This is a genomic window from Serratia sp. TSO36 (assembly GCF_057808395.1).
The window spans coordinates 1-21,961 of record NZ_JBJZOU010000023.1 but is presented as its reverse complement, the minus strand read 5'-3'; the positions used below and the strand labels follow the sequence as shown (position 1 = coordinate 21,961).

Sequence of the window (21,961 nt, the reverse complement as noted above, 5' to 3'; positions counted from 1 at the left end):
GTTTTTTTTTGGCTACACACCACCGGATTTTCGTGGTGTTATAGAGACTTGGCCGTTAACTGACAGGAGCTGCCGATGAATATCATCGCCATCATGGGCCCGACGGGCGTCTACTACAAAGATGAGCCGATCCGCGAGCTCCACGCGGCGCTGGCCGCCATGGGATTCCAGCTGGTGTACCCCAAAAACAGCGGTGATCTGCTGAAGCTGATCGAAGCCAATGCCCGCATTTGCGGGGTGATCTTCGACTGGGACGACTACAGCCTGGAGCTATGCAGCGAAATCAACGAGCTGAATGAATACCTGCCGCTGTACGCCTTTATCAATACCCATTCCACCTTCGACGTCAGCCTGCATGAAATGCGCATGGTGCTCTATTTCTTCGAGTATGGCCTGAATGCGGCCGACGATATCGCGCAGCGCATCCAGCAGTACACCGCGGAATACATCGATACCATTACGCCGCCGCTGACCAAGGCGCTGTTCAACTATGTGCGCGAAGGGAAGTACACCTTCTGCACGCCGGGCCACATGGCCGGCACCGCGTTTCAAAAAAGCCCGGTGGGCTGCCTGTTCTATGACTTTTTCGGCGCCAATACCCTGAAGGCCGACATCTCGATTTCGGTTACCGAGCTCGGTTCGCTGCTGGATCACACCGGGCCGCACCTGGAGGCCGAAGAGTATATCGCGCGCACCTTCAACGCCGAGCAGAGCTATCTGGTCACCAACGGCACCTCCACCGCCAACAAGATCGTCGGCATGTATTCGGCACCGGCCGGCAGCACCGTGCTTATCGACCGCAACTGCCACAAATCGCTGTGCCACCTGCTGATGATGAGCGATATCGTGCCGATCTATCTGCGCCCGCTGCGCAACGCCTACGGCATCCTCGGCGGCATTCCGCAGCGCGAGTTCACCCGCGAAAGCATCGCCGCCCGGGTGCAGGAGACCGAGAACGCCACCTGGCCGGTGCATGCGGTGATCACCAATTCCACCTATGACGGCCTGCTGTACAACACCGACTACATCAAGCAGACGCTGGAGGTGCCATCGATCCACTTTGACTCCGCCTGGGTGCCTTACACCAACTTCCATCCGATTTACGACGGCAAGAGCGGCATGAGCGGCGAGCGGGTGCCCGGTAAGGTTTTCTACGAGACCCAGTCGACGCACAAGCTGCTGGCGGCCTTCTCGCAGGCCTCGATGATTCATATCAAGGGCGACTACGACGAGAGCACCTTCAACGAAGCCTACATGATGCACACCACCACCTCGCCGCACTACGGCATCGTGGCGTCGATGGAGACCGCAGCCGCCATGCTGCGCGGCAACCCGGGGCGCCGCTTGATCAACCGCTCGGTGGAGCGCGCGCTGCATTTTCGCCGTGAAGTGCAGCGGCTGCGCGAGGAGAGCGACAGTTGGTTCTTCGACATTTGGCAGCCGGAAGAGATCGATGAGGCGCAATGCTGGCCACTGGATCCGGACGACAACTGGCACGGTTTCGGCCAGACCGATCGCGATCACATGTACCTCGATCCGATCAAGGTGACGATCCTGACGCCGGGCATGAACGAGCTGGGTGCGCTGGAGGAGGAGGGGATCCCGGCGGCGCTGGTGGCGAAGTACCTCGACGAGCGCGGCATCGTGGTGGAGAAGACCGGGCCGTACAACCTGCTGTTCCTGTTCAGCATCGGCATCGACAAAACCAAGGCGATGAGCCTGCTGCGCGGCCTGACCGACTTCAAGCGCGCCTACGATCTCAATCTGCGGGTGAAGAACATGCTGCCGGATCTGTACGCCGAGGATCCGGATTTCTATCGCAACATGCGCATTCAGGATCTGGCCGCCGGCATTCATCGCCTGATCTGCCAGCACGATCTGCCGCGCCTGATGCAGAGGGCGTTCGACGTGCTGCCGGAAATGAAGCTGACGCCGCACCAGATGTTCCAGGAGCAGGTGCGCGGCAACGTGGAAACCTGCGAGCTGGATCAGCTGGTGGGCAAGGTGGCGGCCAATATGATCCTGCCGTATCCGCCGGGCGTGCCGCTGGTGATGCCGGGGGAAATGATCACCGAAGAGAGCCGGGCGGTACTCGATTTTCTGCTGATGCTGTGCTCGATCGGCGAGCGCTATCCCGGTTTTGAAACCGACATCCACGGCGCCAGGCTGACGGAGGACGGGCGCTATCTGGTGAAGGTGTTGAAAGCCCCACAGCCATAATGCATAACACGCCCGGCGGTTTGGAAAGATATGCCGGGCGTTCCCATTGACGGCATCACCGCCGCCGGATACCTTGCCTCATCAGACCGAACAGGAGAGGCCGCCATGCTGGCGTTACGTCAGGTACACCATATCGCGATCATTGGCGCGGATTACGCCGCCAGCAAGCGTTTTTACTGCGACATTCTCGGATTCACCCTGCTGAGCGAGGTCTACCGCGAGGAGCGCGACTCCTGGAAAGCGGATCTGGCGCTCAACGGGCAATACGCCATCGAGCTGTTTTCTTTCCCTTCGCCGCCGGCTCGCGTCAGCCGCCCGGAGGCCTGCGGCCTGCGCCATTTGGCGTTCAGCGTTGACGACATTGACCAGGCCATCGCCCATCTGCAGGCGGCCGGCGTCGCCTGCGAACCGGTACGCGTCGATCCTTACACCCAATCCCGCTTTACCTTTTTCAGCGATCCCGATGGTTTACCGTTAGAATTATACGAGAGTTAACGGCTTAATCGCCTCCCGGCGGCCACAGCCGGGGGCGGTTATGCTATGATCGCGCCCTTGCCCTACATGCCTACAGAGTTATTTCCGCCATGCAAGAGCCTGCTTTTCGCGTCGGGGAGTGGCTGGTTACCCCTGCCGACAACACCATCAGCCGCGACGGACGCCAAAAAACGCTGGAACCGCGCCTGATCGACATGCTGTGCTATTTCGCCCGCCATCCGGACGTGGTGCTGAGCCGCGACGAGCTGATCGACAACGTCTGGAAGCGCAATATCGTCACCAACCACGTGGTGACCCAATGTATTTCGGAGCTGCGCAAATACCTGAAAGACGGCGACAGCGACAGCCCGGAATACATTATCACCGTGCCCAAGCGCGGGTATAAGCTGGCGACGTCGGTGATCTGGTGTGAAGAGGGGGAGACGCAACCCGCTCCCGCACCGGCGCCGCAGATTGCGGTGATCATGCATGAACCGGAAGACGGCAGCGAGGAAGACGAGACGCCGTATGTGCCGCCGCGCCGGGCAAGCGCGCCGGTTGCCGCGCCCGGCGAAAAGAAGCCGCGCTTTTATCGCCGCTCGACCTTCTGGGTGTGGCTGGCGTTTCTGGCGGCGCTCAGCGTCTGCGTGGCGTTTGTCGGCATCGCCACGCTGTCGCAGCGCGTGCCGGTATCGACCATGCCGGTGCTGCTCAACCCGCGCGATATCGATATTCGCATCCAGGGCGGCGAGAGCTGCAGCAACTGGATGCCGCAGCTCTCCTATGTGGTGGGCGTCAGCGAGCTGATCACCGATTCGCTGAACACCTACTCGACCTTCCTGGTGCACGACCAGACCAACTACAACTATTCCGGCCCCAGCAACTCGGGCAAGTCGCTGTATATCGAGTTCGTCAATCAGCGCCACTACCGCGCCCAGCAGTGTTTCCTGTCCGTGCGGTTGGTGGATAACGCCGACAGCTCAGTCATGCTGGACAAGCGTTACTTCATTACCGCCGATAACCAGCTGAAGATCCAGACCGACTTCCTCTCCAGCCTGTCCGCAGCGCTGAAGCAGCCCTGGCCGCCACAGCTGGAGCAGCGTCTGGCGCAGCTGCTGCCCGACAACGGGCCGCTGCTGCAGCGTTTCTACCAGGCGCATCAGTTGCTGATCCACGGCGACGCCGATTCGTTGACCCGCGCCAGCGCCCAGCTGAGCGAGTTGATTAAAAGCGCGCCGAACTTCCACTACCTGCTGGCGGAAAAAGCGCTGGTGGACCTGCTGCGCAATTCTTATCAACCGTTCGACAGCCAGGCCTTGGCGCAACTGCGCGCCGATATCAGCCATCTGGCGACCATCCCGGAATTGAAAAACACGCCAATCATGCAGCAAGTTCTGGCGGTAGATGCATTGACGCAGGGGCGCATTGACGAGGCGCACCGGGCGATCGATCTGGGGATTGAATTGCAAATGTCGTGGCTGAATTATGTGCTGCTGGGGAAAGTGTATGAAATGCAGGGGCAGAACCATTTGGCGGCGGATTCTTATATTACCGCATTCAATCTTCGCCCCGGCGAAGACACATTGCATTGGATCACCAATGGCGTATTCCAGACGTCATTGACCAACGTGGTGCCTTATTTAAATAACTATCAGCGCCAATAATTAACCGCTATCACGCTGCCATTATTCTCCGGGATCATGGCGGCGTTATTTATTGGTAAAGCCATGTTGCATGAATGTATTATTTTTCTGCGCAATATTGCTCTTTTTTTGCCGTTTGTTATGCGTGATTAACCTCGCTATTTTGCTGTTTTTAAATGATGTTTATCTTTTCTTTAGCTTACCTTTTTATCTTGATGTGTTAATGAAAAACCTCAGGTTATCATTTGTATGATCATGAGCGTAATCTCACTTTATCTTTAGGACTTTATTCCCCCCGATGGTTAGCATCCTGACTATCAAGCCGGCTCATTAAAATCTTTCATTTATGGGTGTGGCTTATAAGAAACGTAAATCAGGAGAAACTGACCATGGCTTCACCCAAGAAAATAGGGCTTATTGCCTGCACCGGCGTCGTCGCCGGTAATATGATGGGGAGCGGGATTGCCTTATTGCCCGCCAACCTGGCGAGTCTCGGATCTATCGCCATTTGGGGATGGGTGATCTCGATTATCGGGGCGATGTCGCTGGCCTATGTGTATGCCCGCCTCGCCACCAAAAACCCGCAGCAGGGCGGCCCTATCGCCTACGCGGGTGAAATTTCCCCGGCCTTCGGTTTCCAGACCGGCGTGCTTTATTACCATGCCAACTGGATCGGTAACCTGGCCATCGGCATTACCGCCGTTTCTTATCTCTCCACCTTCTTCCCGGCGCTGAATAACCCGGTACCTGCCGGCATCGCCTGTATCGCCATCGTATGGATCTTCACCTTCGTGAACATGCTGGGCGGAACCTGGGTCAGCCGTTTGACCACCCTGGGCCTGGTGCTGGTGCTGATCCCGGTGATCGTGACTGCCACCCTCGGCTGGCACTGGTTTGACGTCGCCACCTACCAGGCTAACTGGAATACCTCCGGTACCACCGACAGCCATGCGGTGATTAAAAGTATCCTGCTGTGCCTGTGGGCATTTATCGGTGTGGAATCCGCAGCGGTCAGCACCGGCATGGTGAAAAACCCGAAACGCACCGTGCCGCTGGCGACCATGCTCGGCACCGGCCTGGCGGGCATTATCTACATCGCCGCCACTCAGGTGATCAGCGGTATGTTCCCGGCGTCTGAAATGGCCGCCAGCGGCGCGCCGTTCGCCATCAGCGCCTCGGCGATTATGGGCAACTGGGCAGCACCGATGGTTTCCGCCTTCACTGCCTTCGCCTGCCTGACGTCGCTCGGTTCGTGGATGATGCTGGTCGGCCAGGCCGGGGTACGCGCCGCCAACGACGGCAACTTCCCGAAAGTGTACGGCGAGCTGGATAAAAACGGCATTCCGAAGAAAGGCCTGCTGCTGGCCGGCTGCAAAATGACCGCGCTGATGGTGCTGATCACCCTGATGAGCTCCGCCGGCGGCAAAGCGTCCGACCTGTTCGGCGAACTGACCGGCATCGCGGTGCTGCTGACCATGCTGCCTTACTTCTACTCTTGCGTAGACCTGATCCGCTTCGAAGGGGTCAACGTGCGCAACCTGCTGAGCCTGATCGCTTCGGTGTGCGGCTGCGGTTTCTGCTTCATCGCGCTGATGGGCGCCAACTCATTCGAACTGTCCGGCACCTTTATCATCAGCCTGATTATCCTGATGTTCTACGCCCGGAAAATGAATACCCGCCAGGCTGCCAACGCCGCGGCGGTCGATGAAAACACCACGGCCAAAGCGCACTGATTCGCGTCCGCTGACCGACTGAATTTACCCAGCCCCTTTCTTTCCGACCTGTCAGCCGCGACGGGAAGGGGCTTGCTTTGCCAGGAGAAATGCATATGAACGTTATCGCCATCATGAATCACATGGGTGTCTACTTCAAAGAAGAGCCTATCCGTGAACTGCATCAGGCGCTGGAAAGTCTGGATTTCCGCATCGTTTACCCTAACGATCGCGAAGACCTGCTGAAACTGATCGAGAACAACGCCCGCTTGTGCGGGGTGATCTTCGACTGGGACAAATACAACCTGGAGCTGTGCGAAGAGATCAGCCAGCTGAACGAATACATGCCGCTGTACGCGTTCGCCAACACCTATTCGACGCTGGACGTCAGCCTGAACGATCTGCGCATGCAGGTGCGCTTCTTCGAATATGCGCTCGGCGCGGCAACCGACATCGCCGCCAAGATCAAACAGAACACCGACGAGTACATCGACACCATCCTGCCGCCGTTGACCAAGGCGCTGTTCAAATACGTGCGCGAAGGCAAATACACCTTCTGTACGCCGGGCCACATGGGCGGCACCGCATTCCAGAAAAGCCCGGTGGGCAGCCTGTTCTACGATTTCTTCGGCCCGAACACCATGAAGTCGGATATCTCGATTTCGGTGTCCGAACTGGGATCGCTGCTGGATCACTCCGGCCCGCACAAAGAGGCGGAAGAGTACATTTCCCGCGTGTTCAACGCCGAACGCAGCTACATGGTCACCAACGGTACCTCCACCGCCAACAAGATCGTCGGCATGTATTCGGCGCCGGCGGGCAGCACGGTGCTGATTGACCGTAACTGCCACAAGTCACTGACTCACCTGATGATGATGAGCGACATCACGCCGATCTACTTCCGCCCGACCCGCAACGCCTACGGCATCCTCGGCGGCATTCCGCAGAGCGAGTTCCAGCGCGCCACCATCGCCAAACGCGTGAAGGAGACCCCGAACGCCACCTGGCCGGTACACGCGGTGATCACCAACTCCACCTATGACGGCCTGCTGTACAACACCGACTTTATCAAGAACACCCTGGACGTGAAGTCTATCCACTTCGATTCCGCCTGGGTGCCTTACACCAACTTCCACCCGATCTATAAAGGCAAGTGCGGCATGAGCGGCGGCCGCGTGGAGGGCAAGGTGATCTATGAAACCCAGTCCACCCACAAACTGCTGGCGGCCTTCTCGCAGGCTTCGATGATTCACGTGAAGGGCGACATCAACGAAGAAACCTTCAACGAAGCCTACATGATGCACACCACCACCTCGCCGCACTACGGCATCGTGGCGTCGACCGAAACCGCCGCGGCGATGATGAAAGGCAACGCCGGCAAGCGCCTGATCAACGGCTCTATCGAGCGCGCGATCAAGTTCCGCAAAGAGATTAAACGCCTGAAAGTCGAGTCCGACGGCTGGTTCTTCGACGTCTGGCAGCCGGAGCATATCGATGAGCCGGAATGCTGGCCGCTGCGTTCCGACAGCGCCTGGCACGGCTTCAAGAACATCGATAACGAACACATGTATCTCGACCCGATCAAGGTCACCATTCTGACGCCGGGGATGAGCAAGGAAGGCGAGATGCAGCCGTTCGGCATCCCGGCCAGCATCGTGGCGAAATACCTCGACGAACGCGGCATCATCGTCGAGAAAACCGGGCCGTACAACCTGCTGTTCCTGTTCAGCATCGGCATCGACAAAACCAAGGCGCTCAGCCTGCTGCGCGCGATGACCGACTTCAAACGCTCGTTCGATCTGAACCTGCGGGTGAAAAACATGCTGCCTTCGCTGTATCACGAAGCGCCTGATTTCTATGAAAACATGCGCATTCAGGATCTGGCGCAGAACATTCACCGCCTGGTGGAGCAGCACAACCTGCCGGACCTGATGTACCGCGCGTTCGAAGTGCTGCCAACCATGGTGATGAACCCATACCAGGCGTTCCAGAAAGAGCTGCACGGCGAAGTGGAAGAGGTTTATCTGGAAGAGATGGTCGGCAAGGTCAACGCCAATATGATCCTCCCATACCCACCGGGCGTGCCGCTGGTGATGCCGGGCGAAATGCTGACCGAGGAGAGCCGGCCGGTGCTGGAGTTCCTGCAGATGCTGTGCGAAATCGGCGCGCATTATCCGGGCTTTGAAACCGATATTCACGGCGCCTATCGTCAGGCGGACGGACGTTATCGGGTGAAAGTGCTGAAGGCGAAATAACCGCAGCCAATAACAGGGGAGGCGCTCGCGCTTCCCCTTTGCCGTTCACCGACTGATGGGAGACCTCCATGAAAACACCCTCACAGCCGCGCGCAATCTACTATGTCGTAGCCATACAAATTTGGGAATATTTCAGCTTTTACGGCATGCGTGCGTTACTGATTCTCTATCTGACCCACCAACTCGGCTATACCGACAGCCACGCCATCGATCTCTACAGCGCTTACGCTTCGTTAGTTTACGTCACTCCTATTTTGGGCGGCTGGCTCGCCGACCGCCTGCTGGGCAATCGCGTCGCGGTGATCGCCGGCGCGGCGCTGATGACGCTGGGGCATATCGTACTCGGCCTGAGCGCGGTCTCCGCCCAGTCGCTCTATCTGGCGCTGGCCATCATCATCTGCGGCTACGGCCTGTTCAAATCCAATATCAGCTGCCTGCTGGGCGAACTGTATCCGGCGCACGACTCGCGCCGCGAAGGGGGCTTCTCGCTGCTGTACGCCGCCGGCAACGTCGGTTCCATTTTGGCGCCGATCGCCTGTGGGTTGGCGGCCGAGCGCTATGGCTGGCACGTCGGCTTTGCGTTGGCCGGGATCGGCATGTTCGCCGGCCTGGCGATCTTCCTGCTCGGCGGGCGCCACTTCCGCCATACCCGCGGCGTGAATGCACCGCTGATGCGCGCCAAAAGCCTGGGTTTGCCGCACTGGGGTTGGCTGCTGGCGGCGCTGCTGGCATCGCCGCTGTTCTTCACGCTGCTGTTTGTGCACGACTGGGCCGGCTATTTGCTCGGGCTGGTGTGCGTGGCGGCGGTGGCGCTGGTGGCACGCATTATGCTGCGTGCGGACGCCGGCCAGCGCCGGGGGCTATGGCAGATTGTTGTGCTGATGCTGCTGGGCACGCTGTTCTGGGCTTTCGCCCAGCAGGGCGGCAGCTCCATCAGCCTGTTTATCGATCACTTCGTCGATCGGCGCTGGTTCGGCTGGACGGTGCCGACCGCGCTGTTCCAGTCGGTTAACGCCTGCGCGGTGATGCTGGGCGGCGTGGCGCTGGCATGGCTGGCGAACGGCGACGGTACGGGCGATCGCACGCTGCGCATCTGGTGCAAGTTCGCCTTCGGTCTGCTGTTGATCGGCGTCGGCTTTACGCTGATGGCACTCAATACGCGGCTGCACGGGCCGGGATCGATGGGGCTGATGATCGCCGGCCTGGCGGTGATGGGCTTCGCCGAACTGTTTATCGATCCGGTGGCGATGGCGCAGATCACCCGGCTGAATATCCCCGGCGCCACCGGCGTGCTGACCGGCATCTATATGCTGGCGACCGGCTCGATCGCCAACTATCTGGCGGGCATCATCGCCAACCAGACCGCCGAGGATCACGTCGAGGGGGCGGCGATGCAGGCGTATGGCCGCATTTTCGCCCAGATTGGCTGGGGAGCGGCCGGATGCGCGCTGGCGGTGATCGCGGTGCTGGGCGGTTGGTGGCTGCTGACGCGGCGCCAGGCACGGACGGTTAATGCTTGATTGATGACGGTAGGCGGGGTTAACGTGCAGCTATGTAGAAGTGACAAAGCCGACCGATGAATACTGATCAATTAACGACGCGGGTGGCAGACCAGTTGGGCGCGCAGCAGCGGCTGCTGGTGGCGTTCAGCGGCGGCCTGGATTCCAGCGTACTGCTGCATGTGCTGGCGGCGTTGCGCCGCCGGCGTCCGGGAATGCAACTGCGCGCGCTGCATGTGCATCACGGCCTGAGCGCCTTCGCCGACCGCTGGGTTGAGCATTGCCGCAGCCGCTGCGCCGACTGGCAGATCCCGCTGACGGTGACGCACGTGCAGGTGGACGCCCGCCAGGGCGGCATCGAAGCGGCGGCGCGCGCGGCGCGCTATGCCGCCTTCAGCGCCGCGCTAACGGAGGGCGAAGCGCTACTCACCGCCCAACACCTCGACGATCAAAGCGAAACCTTCCTGCTGGCGCTCAAGCGCGGCAGCGGGCCGGCGGGGCTGTCGGCGATGGCGGCGCGCACCGCGTTGGGCGAGCACCTGCTGTTGCGGCCACTGTTGGGTTGCTCACGCCAGACGTTGGAAAACTACGCGCAACGCCACGCCTTAACCTGGATAGATGACGACAGCAATCAGGACACGCGCTTCGATCGCAATTTCCTGCGGTTGCAGGTGTTGCCGCAGCTCAACCAGCGCTGGCCGCACTTCGCCTCGGCGGTGGCGCGCAGCGCCGGCCTGTGCGCCGAGCAGGAGCAGCTGCTGGACGAACTGCTGGCAGAACCGCTGCAAAGCCTGTTGGCGGCGGATCGCTCATTGGCGATCGACGGCCTGACGGACTGTTCGCCGGTGCGGCGCTTCGCCTTGCTGCGGCGCTGGATCGCGTTGTTTAACGTCACCATGCCGGCGCGTGAGCAGCTTCAGCGCCTGTGGGAGGAGGTGGCGCTCAGCCGGGAGGATGCCGAACCGCAGCTGCAGCTCGGCGCCTATCAGATTCGCCGTTTCCGCGGCCGGTTGCACCTGTTGCCGCCGCTGGCGGCGCTGCGCGATGTGCATCTGCCCTGGCAGCCTGATCAGCCGCTGGCGCTGCCGGACGGGCTGGGGCGGCTTGTCGCGGGTGAGGGCGAGCTGGCGCTGCGCGCGCCGCAGCCGTCGCAGCGGATCAGCATTCGTTTCGGCGGCGTGCAGGGCGCGGTGCGCATCGTGGGGCGCGCCCATTCGCGGCCGATAAAAAAATTGTGGCAGGAGCTGGGGATCCCGCCCTGGCAGCGTGAACGCATCCCGTTGATTTATTATGATGAGCAGCTGATCGCCGCGCTGGGCGTATTCGTCTGTGAGGCGGGGCAGGTGCCGGAAGGCGAACGTCCGTGGCGGCTGCGCTGGGAAAAAAATCATAATCGCGAGGAGCAATAATGAAGTTTGTGGGGATCACGCTGTTGGCCGCCGGCCTGTTCAGCCTGCCGGCGTTGGCGGCGGGGGATGCGGCGGCCGGCCAGGCGAAAGCCGCCGCCTGTGCTGCGTGCCACGGCGCGCAGGGCAAGGTGACGGTGCCGATGTACCCGAATCTGGCCGGGCAGAACGCCATGTACCTGCAGCACGCGCTGCAGGCGTACAAAAAAGGGGAGCGCAACGGCGGCCAGGCCGAGGTGATGAAGGCCTACGTGTCGGGGCTGTCGGATGACGATATCGCCGATCTGGCGGCCTTTTACGCCAGCCTGAAGCCGTAAATGACGAGGGCAGCCGTTGGGCTGCCCTGTTGGGATGGGGTTACCGCTGCTCAGTCCGACAGACTGACGACCACGGTACCGATTTCCGGATGACTGAAACTGCTGATATGGTCCAGACGCAGGTCGCGCTGTTGGCCATTCTGTTCGATGGTCAGATACTCAACGCGTTTCTTTTGCAGCAGGTCGATCGCCTTGGCCTCGATCACTTCTCCGTCGCGTAACTCCAGCTTCAGAATAAGTTTATGCTGACAGGCGAGTTCCAGGTTGTCGTAGTCATCGCAATTGATGGGTTGGTACTCATCATTCATCAACATAGTCGCTCACCAATAAGTTAGCGGCGGCAAAGGCCGCCTGTTCCCTAACGGAGGACGGTAGCGCATCGTTCGCTGCGACATCGTCCAATGCCTTTAACGCACAAGCCAGCGCATCGGGCACGTAGCCAAGATCTCCACTGCCAATCTCGGCGTAAGTACGGCGTACTAACTCACAGTATTGTTGCACAGTTTCCTCCCTTAAGAACCTCTGCATCATCAAGACTACTATCGCGATGAGGCGCAGGCTCTTGGAGTTTTATCCTATCCCAGACGACTATAGCACAGCTGTTATGGAGTTATCAGCACCCCGGCACGCCTTTCGCACTGCCGCGGCCGGGCCGCGCTGGCGGCGTTCGGCCCTGATCAAGTACACTGTCGCCGGATAATAACGAGGTCACCCATGGCGCTGAAAGCAACCATTTATAAAGCCGCGGTCAATATCGCTGATATGGATCGTCATTTCTACCACGACGCCACGCTGACGCTGGCGCAACACCCGTCCGAAAACGAGCAGCGCATGATGCTGCGCCTGTTGGCCTGGATCTGCCATGCCGACGAGCGGCTGGTGTTCACCAAAGGGCTGAGCGCCGACGACGAGCCGGAGATCTGGCAGCGCAACGACCACAATGGGCTGGAAATGTGGATCGAGATGGGGTTGCCCGACGAAAAACGCATCCGCAAGGCCTGCAACCAGTCGCCGCGCGTGGTGCTGTACGCTTACGGCGAGCGCGCCGCACATGTGTGGTGGCAGGGAATGCAGGGCAAGGTGGCCGGCTACAAGAACCTGAGCGTGCGTTTCCTCGACGACGAACAGCTGGCGCGCCTGACTGCGCTGGCCAGCCGCACCATGACGCTGCAGGCGACGTTGCAGGAGGGAACTATTTGGCTGTCCGATGCTCAGAATAGTCTGGAAATCCAGTTCGCCGAGTGGCAGCTGGCGCAGGTGTGACCGGTGCTGGAACTGTCAAGAAACGTCGCCATACCGGATAATGAGCTGGAATTGACGGCGATCCGCGCGCAGGGCGCGGGCGGCCAGCACGTGAACAAAACCTCAACGGCGATCCATTTGCGCTTTGACATCCGGGCATCCAGCCTGCCAGAGTATTATAAGGAACGGCTGCTGGCGCTGAATCATCATCTCATTACCGCCGATGGCGTGGTGATTATCAAGGCGCAAGAGTATCGCAGTCAGGAATTGAATCGCGAAGCGGCGTTGGCCAGGCTGGCCGCGCTGATTCGGCAGGCGATGGTGGTGGAAAAAACGCGCAAGGCGACCAAGCCCACAAAAGGGGCCAAACTGCGTCGCCTGGAAGGCAAGGCGCGTAAAGGCGCCACCAAGGCGCTGCGTGGCAAGGTTCGCACTTAGGAATACATGAACACAGTAGGAGAATAACTGTGAAAAAAATTACGGTAGCCCTGTTCCTCGCGGCAGGCGCACTCTCGTTGTTGGGATGCAACAATCATTATCAGCCGAAGGAACAACCGCTGCAGCCGATGCCGCAGAGCTATCAAGGGGGGTTGCCTTGCGCCGATTGCGGCGGTCTGGATACGGCGCTGTTCCTGGATGAGGACGGCACCTTCGTGCTGCAGGAAACCTATCGCGGCACCAAAGACGGCGATCAGACCTTTGCCGACTACGGCAAATGGGCGCGCACCGCGGATAAACTGGTGCTGACCGACAGCAACGGCGAAAAACGCTATTTCCGCCCGGTGGGCAAGAGCCTGGAAATGCTGGATCGCAGCGGCGTGCCGATCGAGTCCAAGCTGAATTACCGTCTGGATCCGGTTGAGAAGCCGTTGCCTAAAACGCCGATGACGCTGAAAGGCAGCTACACCTATATGGCGGACGCGGCGGTCTTCAAGGACTGCGCTACCGGCAAAACCTTCCCGGTGGACAACAACATCGCGCTGGAGCAAGGTTACGCCAAAGCATACAAGACCGCCGGCGAGCCGGTATTCCTGACGTTCAGCGCGCACTTCAGCGTGCAGCCGTCGATGGAGGAAGGTCTGACCGAGAAGGCGCTGGTGCCGGATGGCAAAATCGTGTTTGACCGCAGCAAGAACTGCAGCAGCAAATAAGCGATTTCGGATATAAAAAAACCCGCCTAGGCGGGTTTTTTACTTTCTGGCATTCGATGCTTAGCGTTTGATCTGGCCCAGCAGGAAATCAACGATTTCGCCGGTTTTGATCATTTGCTTCTCGCCGACGCGGCGGTTCTTGTACTCGATCTCTTCGTTGTCGAGATTGCGGTCGCCGATAACGATAGAGTGCGGCACGCCGATCAGCTCCATATCTGCGAACATCACGCCCGGGCGCTCTTTGCGGTCATCGAGGATCACGTCGATGCCGTGGGAGCGCAGGGTGTTGTACAGCTCTTCGGCCAGCGCCTGCACGCGGAACGACTTGTGCATGTTCATCGGCAGGATAGCGACCTGGAACGGCGCGATGGCGTCCGGCCAGATGATGCCGCGTTCGTCGTGGTTCTGCTCGATGGCGGCGGCCACGACGCGCGTGACCCCGATGCCGTAGCAACCCATGGTCAGCACCTGGTTGCGGCCGTCTTCGCCCTGCACGGTCGCTTTCATCGCTTCCGAGTACTTGGTGCCGAGCTGGAAGATATGGCCCACTTCGATGCCGCGTTTGATCAGCAGCGTGCCCTGACCGTCCGGGCTGGCGTCGCCGTCCACCACGTTACGGATATCGGCCACCTGCGGCAGCGGCAGATCGCGCTCCCAGTTGATGCCGAAGTAGTGTTTGCCGTCGACGTTGGCGCCGGCGCCAAAGTCGCTCATTGCCGCCACGCTGCGGTCGGCAACCACCGGCATCGGCAGGTTGACCGGGCCGAGTGAACCCGGGCCGGCGCCGACGATGGCGCGAATTTCTTCTTCAGTGGCGAAGGTCAGCGGCGTGGCAACCTGCGCCAGCTTCTCGGCCTTGACTTCGTTCAGCTCGTGATCGCCGCGCACCAGCAGGGCAACCAGCTTGTGGCCGCTCTCTTCGGTGGCGCGTACCATCAGCGTCTTCACGGTTTTTTCCACCGGCAACTGGAACTGATCGACCAGCTCAACGATGGTTTTGGCGTTCGGCGTATCCACCAGACGCAATTCTTCGCCGGCCGCCGCGCGAGGCGCCGCCGGCGCGACCGCTTCCGCCAGCTCGATGTTGGCGGCGAAGTCGGAACCGGTGGAGAACACGATATCGTCTTCACCGCTGTCTGCCAGCACCTGGAATTCGTGCGAGGCGCTGCCGCCGATCGAGCCGGTATCGGCCTGCACCGGGCGGAAATCCAGACCCATGCGGCTGAAGATTTTGCTGTACGCTTCGTACATCGCGTCGTAAGTCTCTTGCAGAGACTCCTGCGAGGTATGGAAGGAGTAGGCATCCTTCATCAGGAACTCACGGGAACGCATTACGCCGAAACGCGGGCGCACTTCATCACGGAACTTGGTCTGGATCTGGAAGAAGTTCAGCGGCAGCTGTTTGTACGAGCTGATCTCGTTGCGGATCAGATCGGTGATCACTTCTTCATGCGTCGGGCCCAGCACGAACGGACGATCGCCGCGGTCGACGAAGCGCAGCAGCTCGGGGCCGTATTGCTCCCAACGGCCGCTTTCCTGCCACAGATCGGCAGGCTGAACCACCGGCATGGAAACTTCGATCGCGTTAGCATTGTTCATTTCTTCGCGAACGATGTTTTCAACCTTTTTCAGAACGCGCAGGCCGGTCGGCAGCCAGGTGTAAAGACCGGAGGCCAGCTTGCGGATCATCCCGGCGCGCAGCATCAGCTGGTGGCTGATCACTTCGGCGTCGGCAGGTGTCTCCTTCAATGTGGAGAGCAGATATTGGCTAGTACGCATGGTGTTTTGGTTCCGTTAGAACTGCAAATTGCATCGGGCTGCCAGAGTGGCGGCCAAAAGTGACAAAAGTGGTTTAGTTTACCAGCGCGAGCGGGTCGCCAAAAGAGAGGCGGCGGAATTTTAACGCGGGTCGAGCGCCAACACTTCGGTATGACCGTCCACGACGCGCCAGCGCACGTTGAAATCCAGCAGCCAGACGGCGTAATCCCGTTCGACGTCCTCTCCTTTACGATAGGCGGGACGGGGATCTTGCGCCAGCACCTGGCTGATAAAACGCCTTAATTGCGGATAACGCGCCTGATGTTGCAGCAGCTGCTGCTCGGCCTGAGGCGCGAAACGCACCGGCATATCGCCGGCGGGCGCGGCCTGGGCAAAACCGGCGCGGGCCTGCGGTTGGCTCTCGGCGAACGGCAGATAAGGCTTGATGTCTACCACCGGGGTGCCGTCGACCAGATCGAGGCTGCCCAGCTCCAGCGCCACTTCGCCGTTTTTCACCCGCACGCCTTTTAGCTCAATGAGGGACATGCCGAGCGGGTTGGGGCGGAAGGTGGAGCGGGTGGCGAACACGCCCATGCGGGCATTGCCGCCTAAACGCGGCGGGCGCACCGTCGGCCGCCAGCCGCCTTCCAGGGTTTGATGGAAAATGAACATCACCCACAGATGGCTGAAATCGCTGAGGCCGCGTACCGCCTCCGCCTGGTTGTAAGGTGGCAGCAGCAGCAGTTCGCCGCCACCGTCTTCGACCAGCCCCGGCTGGCGGGGAACGGCGAATTTTTCTTTATACGGCGAGCGGATCACGCCGATCTGCTCGAAAACGAATTCGGTCATTTGGACGAGACGTTAAGCGCCGAGCCCTGGCAGACGGCCTGCTGGTAACAACCGGCGACGCCGCTGACAATCTGGCAGTCGTGCAGCAGCACGGCGTTGGCCTTCATGTAAGACGCGCGGATCTGCATGCGTTTACGGGCGGTAGCCAGATTCGGTGGGGAGTCTTGTACGGTGGTTTGGCACGATTCGCCGGACACTTCACCCAGATCGCGGAATGGCTTGCCCACGAGCTCTTCTGCACTTTTGTACAGTTTTACCGGAGCGGGGCGGGCGGCCGGCGTGGTCTTGGCCGGGGCGGTAGTGGTCGGCTTGCTGGTGCTGTTTGTTGAGGACGGCGCGATACGTTGCGATGAACATCCGGCCAGCGCGAGCGCTAACAAACAGAGAGGTAAAACACGCATTGAGATTCCTCTGCCTTAATGAAAGTGGCGCTATTGAAGCAATCTATGGCGGAAATAACAAGACGGGCCTTGGCCCGTCTTGCAATTATAGGAATAAAATTGGTGAATAAGCGCTTACCAGCCTTTCACCGCACCGCCGTTGAAAATTTTGTTGGCGGCGGCGTCCACTTCGTCAGACTGATAGGCCTGTACGAATTTCTTCACGTTTTCCGCATCTTTGTTATCTTCGCGCGCAACCAGCAGGTTGACGTAAGGCGAGTCTTTATCTTCCACGAACAGGCCGTCTTTCGCCGGCGTCAGACCGATCTGGCTGGCGTAGGTGGTGTTGATCACCGCCAGCGCGATCTGCTGATCGTCCAGAGAACGCGGCAGCTGAGGCGCTTCCAGCTCAACCAGCTTCAGGTTTTTCGGGTTCTCGGTCACGTCCAGCACGGTCGGCAGCAGGCCAACGCCGTCTTTCAGTTTGATCAGGCCGACTTTCTGCAGCAGCAGCAGCGAACGGCCCAGGTTGGTCGGATCGTTAGGCAGTGCGATCTGAGAGCCTTCTTTCAGCTCGTCCAGCGATTTGATTTTCTTGGAGTAACCGGCGATCGGGTAAACAAAGGTGTTGCCGACCGGCACCAGCTTGTAGCCGCGATCTTTGATCTGCTGGTCCAGGTATGGCTTGTGCTGGAAGGCGTTCAGGTCGATATCGCCTTTGCTCAACGCTTCGTTAGGCAGCACGTAGTCGTTGAAGGTCACCAGCTCAACGTCCAGACCGTATTTCTCTTTCGCCACTTTCTGAGCTACTTCGGCCACTTGCTGCTCAGCGCCGACGATCACGCCGACCTTGATGTGGTTCGGATTCTTTTCATCCTGGCCGCAGCCCGCCAGAGCCAGAGAGCCGATCAGTGCGCCAATTGCCGCGATGGATTTAAATTTTAACGACATATCCCTTCCTCATTAGACTCGCATTAACATGCTGTGAAACTATTTATGGGTAACGGCTTTGACGATGCGATCGCCGCAGAATTGGATCAGATAAACCAAAACTACCAGTAATACTAATACGGTATTCATCACTGTGGCGTTATAACCGATATAACCGTATTGGTAACCGATTTGGCCCAGACCGCCGGCGCCGACCGCGCCGCCCATGGCGGAGTAGCCCACCAGGGTGATCAGCGTGATGGTCGCGGCGTTGACCAGGCCCGGCAGGGCTTCCGGCAGCAACACTTTCTTGATGATCTGCATCGGCGTGGCGCCCATGGCGCGCGCCGCTTCCACCAGACCGGACGGGATCTCCAGCAGGGCGTTTTCCACCATGCGCGCGATGAACGGCGCGGCGCCCACGGTCAACGGCACGATGGCCGCCTGCAGACCGATAGAGGTGCCGACGATCATGCGGGTAAATGGAATCATCCAAACCAGCAGGATAATGAACGGGATAGAACGGAAGATGTTCACCAGCCCGGACAGGATTTTATACAGCGAGTTGTTGGCGATGATCTGCCCCGGGCGGGTGACATACAACAGCACGCCTACCGGCAGGCCGAGCACGAAACCGAAGAAGCCGGAGACAAAGGTCATCATGACGGTTTCCCACACGCCACGCGCCATCAACCACATCATTGCCTCAGACATAACCCAGAACCTCTACTTTTACCTGATTTTCCTGCAGGAACTTAATCGTCGCCAGCGCGTCTTCGTCGCTGCCGTGCAGCTCCGCCAGCATCACGCCGAATTTCACGCCGCCGGCATAATCCATCTGGGCGCTGATAATGTTGTTGTTCACGTTGAAGCGGCGAGCGGCTTCAGACAGCAGCGGCGCATCGACCGACTGGCCGGTGAACTCCAGGCGCAGCAGCGGTTGGCGGTCGCCCTGACGCTCCGGCGACAGGCGCGCGGCGTAGTCGTCCGGGATATCCAGATGCAGCGTGGACTGAATGAACTGCTGAGCCAGCGGGGTTTTCGGGTGCGAGAACACTTCGCTGACGCTGTCTTTTTCGATCAGTTGCCCCTGGCTGATGACCGCGACCTGGTCGCAGATGCGTTTCACCACGTCCATTTCATGGGTGATCAGCAGAATGGTCAGGCCCAGCCGGCGGTTGATGTCTTTCAGCAGTTCCAGGATGGAACGGGTGGTGGCCGGATCCAACGCGCTGGTGGCTTCATCGCACAGCAGCACTTTAGGATTGCTGGCCAGCGCGCGGGCGATCGCCACGCGCTGTTTCTGGCCGCCGGACAGATTGGCCGGGTAGGCGTCGTGCTTGTCCGCCAGGCCGACCAGCTCCAGCAGTTCGGTCACGCGCTTTTTGATCTCGGCGCGCGGCGTATTGTCCAGCTCCAGCGGCAGCGCCACGTTGCCGAACACCGTGCGGGAAGAGAGCAGGTTGAAGTGCTGGAAGATCATGCCGATTTGGCGACGGGCGCGCGTCAGTTCACTTTCCGACAGCGAGGTCAGATCCTGACCATCGACCAGCACCTGGCCGGACGTTGGGCGCTCCAGCATGTTGGCGCAGCGAATCAGCGTGCTTTTACCGGCGCCGGAGGAACCGATGACGCCATAGATTTGCCCGGCAGGGACGTGAAGGGTCACGTCAGAGAGCGCGGTAATGGTGCGCGAACCCTGCTGGAACACTTTAGTGATGTTAGAAAGTTTAATCATATTCTTCTTATTTTAGCGTGGTTGCCCGTGGCTAGATAAAAGTAAACCTCGGCGTGGAACCAAGGTATGGATCAGATGTTAAGGCGTCTAGACGTCCAAGTCAACGGCCTGCGACGTTCTCTGGCGTTCTCAGTGCGGGGTAAAACATGCGATACTGTCCGCGTATTCAGCCCCTCAGGAGCAAAGCGGTGACACAAAGCGTTCCAGCAATTTTTCTCGATCGTGACGGTACGATTAACGTTGACCATGGCTATGTCCATGAAATCGACAACTTCCACTTTATTGACGGCGTGATTGACGCCTGTCGCGAACTCAAAAAGATGGGCTTCGCGCTGGTAATGGTGACCAACCAGTCCGGCATTGCGCGCGGCAAGTTCAGCGAAGACCAATTCATGTACCTGACCGAGTGGATGGACTGGTCGCTGGCCGATCGCGACGTTGACTTCGACGGCATCTATTTCTGCCCGCACCATCCGGAGGCGGTAGTAGAAGAGTATCGTCAGGTGTGTGACTGCCGTAAACCGCAGCCGGGCATGCTGCTGCAAGCGCAGCAGGAATTGAACATCGATATGGCCGCTTCTTATATGGTGGGCGATAAACCGGAAGATATGCAGGCGGCGATCGCGGCCGGCGTCGGCACCAAGGTGCTGGTGCGTACCGGCAAGCCGGTGACGGAGCAGGGCGAAAAGCTGGCCGATTGGGTGCTAAATAGCCTGGCGGACCTGCCTGAAGCCATCAAAAAGCGGGTTTAATAGGCGTTACGAATGAATAGTGAGCGGTCAGATAAAAAATGCATATTATCGCTTGTCATTCTGAACCGGCTCCCTATAATGCGCCTCCATCGACACGGCGCAAGTGATTCACTTCACACAGCGGCCGGGAAGAAAGAGAAAAAATCCTGAAAATTAGGGTTGACTCTGAAAGAGGAGAGCGTAATATACGCCACCTCGAGTTAGCAAGCGAAAGTGCCTAACTCACTGCTCTTTAACAATTTATCAGACAATCTGTGTGGGCACTCCACAAGACGATATCCAGCATCTTCGGATGCAAAAAAATATCAAGTCTTGAAGAGTGACTAACTGAAGTAAAATTCATGCAGTAAATCTTTGAGCATCGCTTCTCGAGTGGAAGCACATCAAGCTTTTAATTGAAGAGTTTGATCATGGCTCAGATTGAACGCTGGCGGCAGGCTTAACACATGCAAGTCGAGCGGTAGCACAGGGGAGCTTGCTCCCCGGGTGACGAGCGGCGGACGGGTGAGTAATGTCTGGGAAACTGCCTGATGGAGGGGGATAACTACTGGAAACGGTAGCTAATACCGCATAACGTCGCAAGACCAAAGAGGGGGACCTTCGGGCCTCTTGCCATCAGATGTGCCCAGATGGGATTAGCTAGTAGGTGGGGTAATGGCTCACCTAGGCGACGATCCCTAGCTGGTCTGAGAGGATGACCAGCCACACTGGAACTGAGACACGGTCCAGACTCCTACGGGAGGCAGCAGTGGGGAATATTGCACAATGGGCGCAAGCCTGATGCAGCCATGCCGCGTGTGTGAAGAAGGCCTTCGGGTTGTAAAGCACTTTCAGCGAGGAGGAAGGTGGTGAGCTTAATACGCTCATCAATTGACGTTACTCGCAGAAGAAGCACCGGCTAACTCCGTGCCAGCAGCCGCGGTAATACGGAGGGTGCAAGCGTTAATCGGAATTACTGGGCGTAAAGCGCACGCAGGCGGTTTGTTAAGTCAGATGTGAAATCCCCGGGCTCAACCTGGGAACTGCATTTGAAACTGGCAAGCTAGAGTCTCGTAGAGGGGGGTAGAATTCCAGGTGTAGCGGTGAAATGCGTAGAGATCTGGAGGAATACCGGTGGCGAAGGCGGCCCCCTGGACGAAGACTGACGCTCAGGTGCGAAAGCGTGGGGAGCAAACAGGATTAGATACCCTGGTAGTCCACGCTGTAAACGATGTCGATTTGGAGGTTGTGCCCTTGAGGCGTGGCTTCCGGAGCTAACGCGTTAAATCGACCGCCTGGGGAGTACGGCCGCAAGGTTAAAACTCAAATGAATTGACGGGGGCCCGCACAAGCGGTGGAGCATGTGGTTTAATTCGATGCAACGCGAAGAACCTTACCTACTCTTGACATCCAGAGAACTTTCCAGAGATGGATTGGTGCCTTCGGGAACTCTGAGACAGGTGCTGCATGGCTGTCGTCAGCTCGTGTTGTGAAATGTTGGGTTAAGTCCCGCAACGAGCGCAACCCTTATCCTTTGTTGCCAGCGGTTCGGCCGGGAACTCAAAGGAGACTGCCAGTGATAAACTGGAGGAAGGTGGGGATGACGTCAAGTCATCATGGCCCTTACGAGTAGGGCTACACACGTGCTACAATGGC

The 21,961-nt window shown here is 59.0% G+C and carries 20 protein-coding genes and 1 rRNA gene; 13 read left to right on the top strand and 8 right to left on the bottom strand.

Annotation, left to right across the window (positions count from 1 at the left end; all coding sequences use genetic code 11):
* The first annotated feature begins 75 nt into the window (after nt 1-75).
* From ACK3CV_RS19940 to ACK3CV_RS19905, 8 genes are all read left to right on the top strand, one after another.
* Nucleotides 76-2,220, top strand: a complete 2,145-nt coding sequence (locus tag ACK3CV_RS19940; protein WP_060431013.1) for a lysine decarboxylase LdcC — start codon at nt 76-78, stop codon at nt 2,218-2,220.
* A gap of 105 nt (nt 2,221-2,325) precedes the next feature.
* Entirely contained in the window at nt 2,326-2,715 is a 390-nt protein-coding gene (locus tag ACK3CV_RS19935) for a VOC family protein (protein ID WP_033655316.1), read from the top strand.
* Nucleotides 2,716-2,804: 89 nt separating this feature from the next.
* Nucleotides 2,805-4,358: a lysine decarboxylation/transport transcriptional activator CadC gene (gene cadC, locus ACK3CV_RS19930; protein WP_047570737.1), complete on the top strand. Its 1,554-nt coding sequence runs from the start codon at nt 2,805-2,807 to the stop codon at nt 4,356-4,358.
* 368 nt (nt 4,359-4,726) lie between these two features.
* The gene (cadB, locus tag ACK3CV_RS19925; protein ID WP_041036471.1) at nt 4,727-6,070 is read left to right on the top strand and encodes a cadaverine/lysine antiporter; all 1,344 of its coding nucleotides are present in this window, start codon (nt 4,727-4,729) and stop codon (nt 6,068-6,070) included.
* 95 nt (nt 6,071-6,165) lie between these two features.
* A complete protein-coding gene (gene cadA, locus ACK3CV_RS19920; protein ID WP_043139919.1) occupies nt 6,166-8,304 on the top strand; it encodes a lysine decarboxylase CadA in 2,139 nt (712 codons plus the stop codon).
* Nucleotides 8,305-8,372: 68 nt separating this feature from the next.
* Nucleotides 8,373-9,824 carry a dipeptide permease DtpD gene (gene dtpD, locus ACK3CV_RS19915; protein WP_049213637.1) on the top strand — a complete coding sequence of 484 codons (1,452 nt, stop codon included), beginning with the start codon at nt 8,373-8,375 and terminating at the stop codon, nt 9,822-9,824.
* A gap of 56 nt (nt 9,825-9,880) precedes the next feature.
* The gene (tilS, locus tag ACK3CV_RS19910) at nt 9,881-11,212 is read left to right on the top strand and encodes a tRNA lysidine(34) synthetase TilS (protein WP_049213635.1); all 1,332 of its coding nucleotides are present in this window, start codon (nt 9,881-9,883) and stop codon (nt 11,210-11,212) included.
* Complete coding sequence (locus tag ACK3CV_RS19905; protein WP_033635721.1) at nt 11,212-11,526, top strand: c-type cytochrome; 315 nt, start codon at nt 11,212-11,214, stop codon at nt 11,524-11,526. Before tilS ends, ACK3CV_RS19905 begins: the two co-directional genes overlap by 1 nt.
* 50 nt (nt 11,527-11,576) lie before the next feature.
* On the opposite strand, the gene rof is transcribed toward ACK3CV_RS19905, so the two are convergent.
* Together rof and ACK3CV_RS19895 are read right to left on the bottom strand one after the other, a co-directional pair.
* Entirely contained in the window at nt 11,577-11,840 is a 264-nt protein-coding gene (gene rof, locus ACK3CV_RS19900) for a Rho-binding antiterminator (RefSeq protein ID WP_004931991.1), read from the bottom strand.
* Nucleotides 11,827-12,027, bottom strand: coding sequence for a YaeP family protein (locus tag ACK3CV_RS19895; protein WP_004931993.1), 201 nt, complete (start codon nt 12,025-12,027; stop codon nt 11,827-11,829). The genes rof and ACK3CV_RS19895 overlap by 14 nt, the downstream gene beginning before the upstream one ends.
* 213 nt (nt 12,028-12,240) lie before the next feature.
* On the opposite strand from ACK3CV_RS19895, the gene ACK3CV_RS19890 reads away from it, so the two are divergent.
* The 3 genes from ACK3CV_RS19890 to nlpE are packed head-to-tail and all read left to right on the top strand — an operon-like array spanning nt 12,241 to nt 13,919.
* The gene (locus ACK3CV_RS19890) at nt 12,241-12,789 is read left to right on the top strand and encodes a YaeQ family protein (RefSeq protein ID WP_033635720.1); all 549 of its coding nucleotides are present in this window, start codon (nt 12,241-12,243) and stop codon (nt 12,787-12,789) included.
* Nucleotides 12,790-12,792: 3 nt separating this feature from the next.
* Nucleotides 12,793-13,206 (top strand): alternative ribosome rescue aminoacyl-tRNA hydrolase ArfB, encoded by a 414-nt coding sequence (arfB, locus tag ACK3CV_RS19885; RefSeq protein ID WP_028127523.1) that lies wholly within the window; start codon nt 12,793-12,795, stop codon nt 13,204-13,206.
* Nucleotides 13,207-13,235: 29 nt separating this feature from the next.
* Nucleotides 13,236-13,919: an envelope stress response activation lipoprotein NlpE gene (nlpE, locus tag ACK3CV_RS19880; RefSeq protein WP_164141760.1), complete on the top strand. Its 684-nt coding sequence runs from the start codon at nt 13,236-13,238 to the stop codon at nt 13,917-13,919.
* Nucleotides 13,920-13,979: 60 nt separating this feature from the next.
* On the opposite strand, the gene proS is transcribed toward nlpE, so the two are convergent.
* From proS to metN, 6 genes are all read right to left on the bottom strand, one after another.
* Entirely contained in the window at nt 13,980-15,698 is a 1,719-nt protein-coding gene (gene proS / locus ACK3CV_RS19875; protein ID WP_033655309.1) for a proline--tRNA ligase, read from the bottom strand.
* A 120-nt stretch (nt 15,699-15,818) separates the two neighbouring features.
* Complete coding sequence (gene tsaA, locus ACK3CV_RS19870) at nt 15,819-16,526, bottom strand: tRNA (N6-threonylcarbamoyladenosine(37)-N6)-methyltransferase TrmO (RefSeq protein WP_033635717.1); 708 nt, start codon at nt 16,524-16,526, stop codon at nt 15,819-15,821.
* Nucleotides 16,523-16,927 carry an Rcs stress response system protein RcsF gene (gene rcsF / locus ACK3CV_RS19865; protein WP_025304011.1) on the bottom strand — a complete coding sequence of 135 codons (405 nt, stop codon included), beginning with the start codon at nt 16,925-16,927 and terminating at the stop codon, nt 16,523-16,525. The genes tsaA and rcsF overlap by 4 nt, the downstream gene beginning before the upstream one ends.
* 114 nt (nt 16,928-17,041) lie before the next feature.
* A complete protein-coding gene (locus tag ACK3CV_RS19860; protein ID WP_033635716.1) occupies nt 17,042-17,857 on the bottom strand; it encodes a MetQ/NlpA family lipoprotein in 816 nt (271 codons plus the stop codon).
* Between the two features lie 39 nt (nt 17,858-17,896).
* Nucleotides 17,897-18,550, bottom strand: coding sequence for a methionine ABC transporter permease MetI (locus ACK3CV_RS19855; protein WP_004932010.1), 654 nt, complete (start codon nt 18,548-18,550; stop codon nt 17,897-17,899).
* A complete protein-coding gene (gene metN / locus ACK3CV_RS19850; protein WP_004932012.1) occupies nt 18,543-19,574 on the bottom strand; it encodes a methionine ABC transporter ATP-binding protein MetN in 1,032 nt (343 codons plus the stop codon). Before metN ends, ACK3CV_RS19855 begins: the two co-directional genes overlap by 8 nt.
* 188 nt (nt 19,575-19,762) lie before the next feature.
* On the opposite strand from metN, the gene gmhB reads away from it, so the two are divergent.
* The gene (gene gmhB / locus ACK3CV_RS19845; RefSeq protein WP_033635715.1) at nt 19,763-20,326 is read left to right on the top strand and encodes a D-glycero-beta-D-manno-heptose 1,7-bisphosphate 7-phosphatase; all 564 of its coding nucleotides are present in this window, start codon (nt 19,763-19,765) and stop codon (nt 20,324-20,326) included.
* Nucleotides 20,327-20,718: 392 nt separating this feature from the next.
* Nucleotides 20,719-21,961: ribosomal RNA gene (locus tag ACK3CV_RS19840) — 16S ribosomal RNA — on the top strand; the annotation flags it as partial.

Coding starts and splice junctions, on each gene's coding strand:
- ACK3CV_RS19890 (WP_033635720.1), top strand. CDS start 12,241: ATGGCGCTGAAAGCAACCATTTATAAAGCCGCGGTCAATATCGCTGAT.
- rof (WP_004931991.1), bottom strand. CDS start 11,840: ATGTTGATGAATGATGAGTACCAACCCATCAATTGCGATGACTACGAC.
- proS (WP_033655309.1), bottom strand. CDS start 15,698: ATGCGTACTAGCCAATATCTGCTCTCCACATTGAAGGAGACACCTGCC.
- dtpD (WP_049213637.1), top strand. CDS start 8,373: ATGAAAACACCCTCACAGCCGCGCGCAATCTACTATGTCGTAGCCATA.
- ACK3CV_RS19855 (WP_004932010.1), bottom strand. CDS start 18,550: ATGTCTGAGGCAATGATGTGGTTGATGGCGCGTGGCGTGTGGGAAACC.
- cadA (WP_043139919.1), top strand. CDS start 6,166: ATGAACGTTATCGCCATCATGAATCACATGGGTGTCTACTTCAAAGAA.
- metN (WP_004932012.1), bottom strand. CDS start 19,574: ATGATTAAACTTTCTAACATCACTAAAGTGTTCCAGCAGGGTTCGCGC.
- rcsF (WP_025304011.1), bottom strand. CDS start 16,927: ATGCGTGTTTTACCTCTCTGTTTGTTAGCGCTCGCGCTGGCCGGATGT.
- cadC (WP_047570737.1), top strand. CDS start 2,805: ATGCAAGAGCCTGCTTTTCGCGTCGGGGAGTGGCTGGTTACCCCTGCC.
- cadB (WP_041036471.1), top strand. CDS start 4,727: ATGGCTTCACCCAAGAAAATAGGGCTTATTGCCTGCACCGGCGTCGTC.
- ACK3CV_RS19905 (WP_033635721.1), top strand. CDS start 11,212: ATGAAGTTTGTGGGGATCACGCTGTTGGCCGCCGGCCTGTTCAGCCTG.
- ACK3CV_RS19940 (WP_060431013.1), top strand. CDS start 76: ATGAATATCATCGCCATCATGGGCCCGACGGGCGTCTACTACAAAGAT.
- tilS (WP_049213635.1), top strand. CDS start 9,881: ATGAATACTGATCAATTAACGACGCGGGTGGCAGACCAGTTGGGCGCG.
- tsaA (WP_033635717.1), bottom strand. CDS start 16,526: ATGACCGAATTCGTTTTCGAGCAGATCGGCGTGATCCGCTCGCCGTAT.
- ACK3CV_RS19860 (WP_033635716.1), bottom strand. CDS start 17,857: ATGTCGTTAAAATTTAAATCCATCGCGGCAATTGGCGCACTGATCGGC.
- ACK3CV_RS19935 (WP_033655316.1), top strand. CDS start 2,326: ATGCTGGCGTTACGTCAGGTACACCATATCGCGATCATTGGCGCGGAT.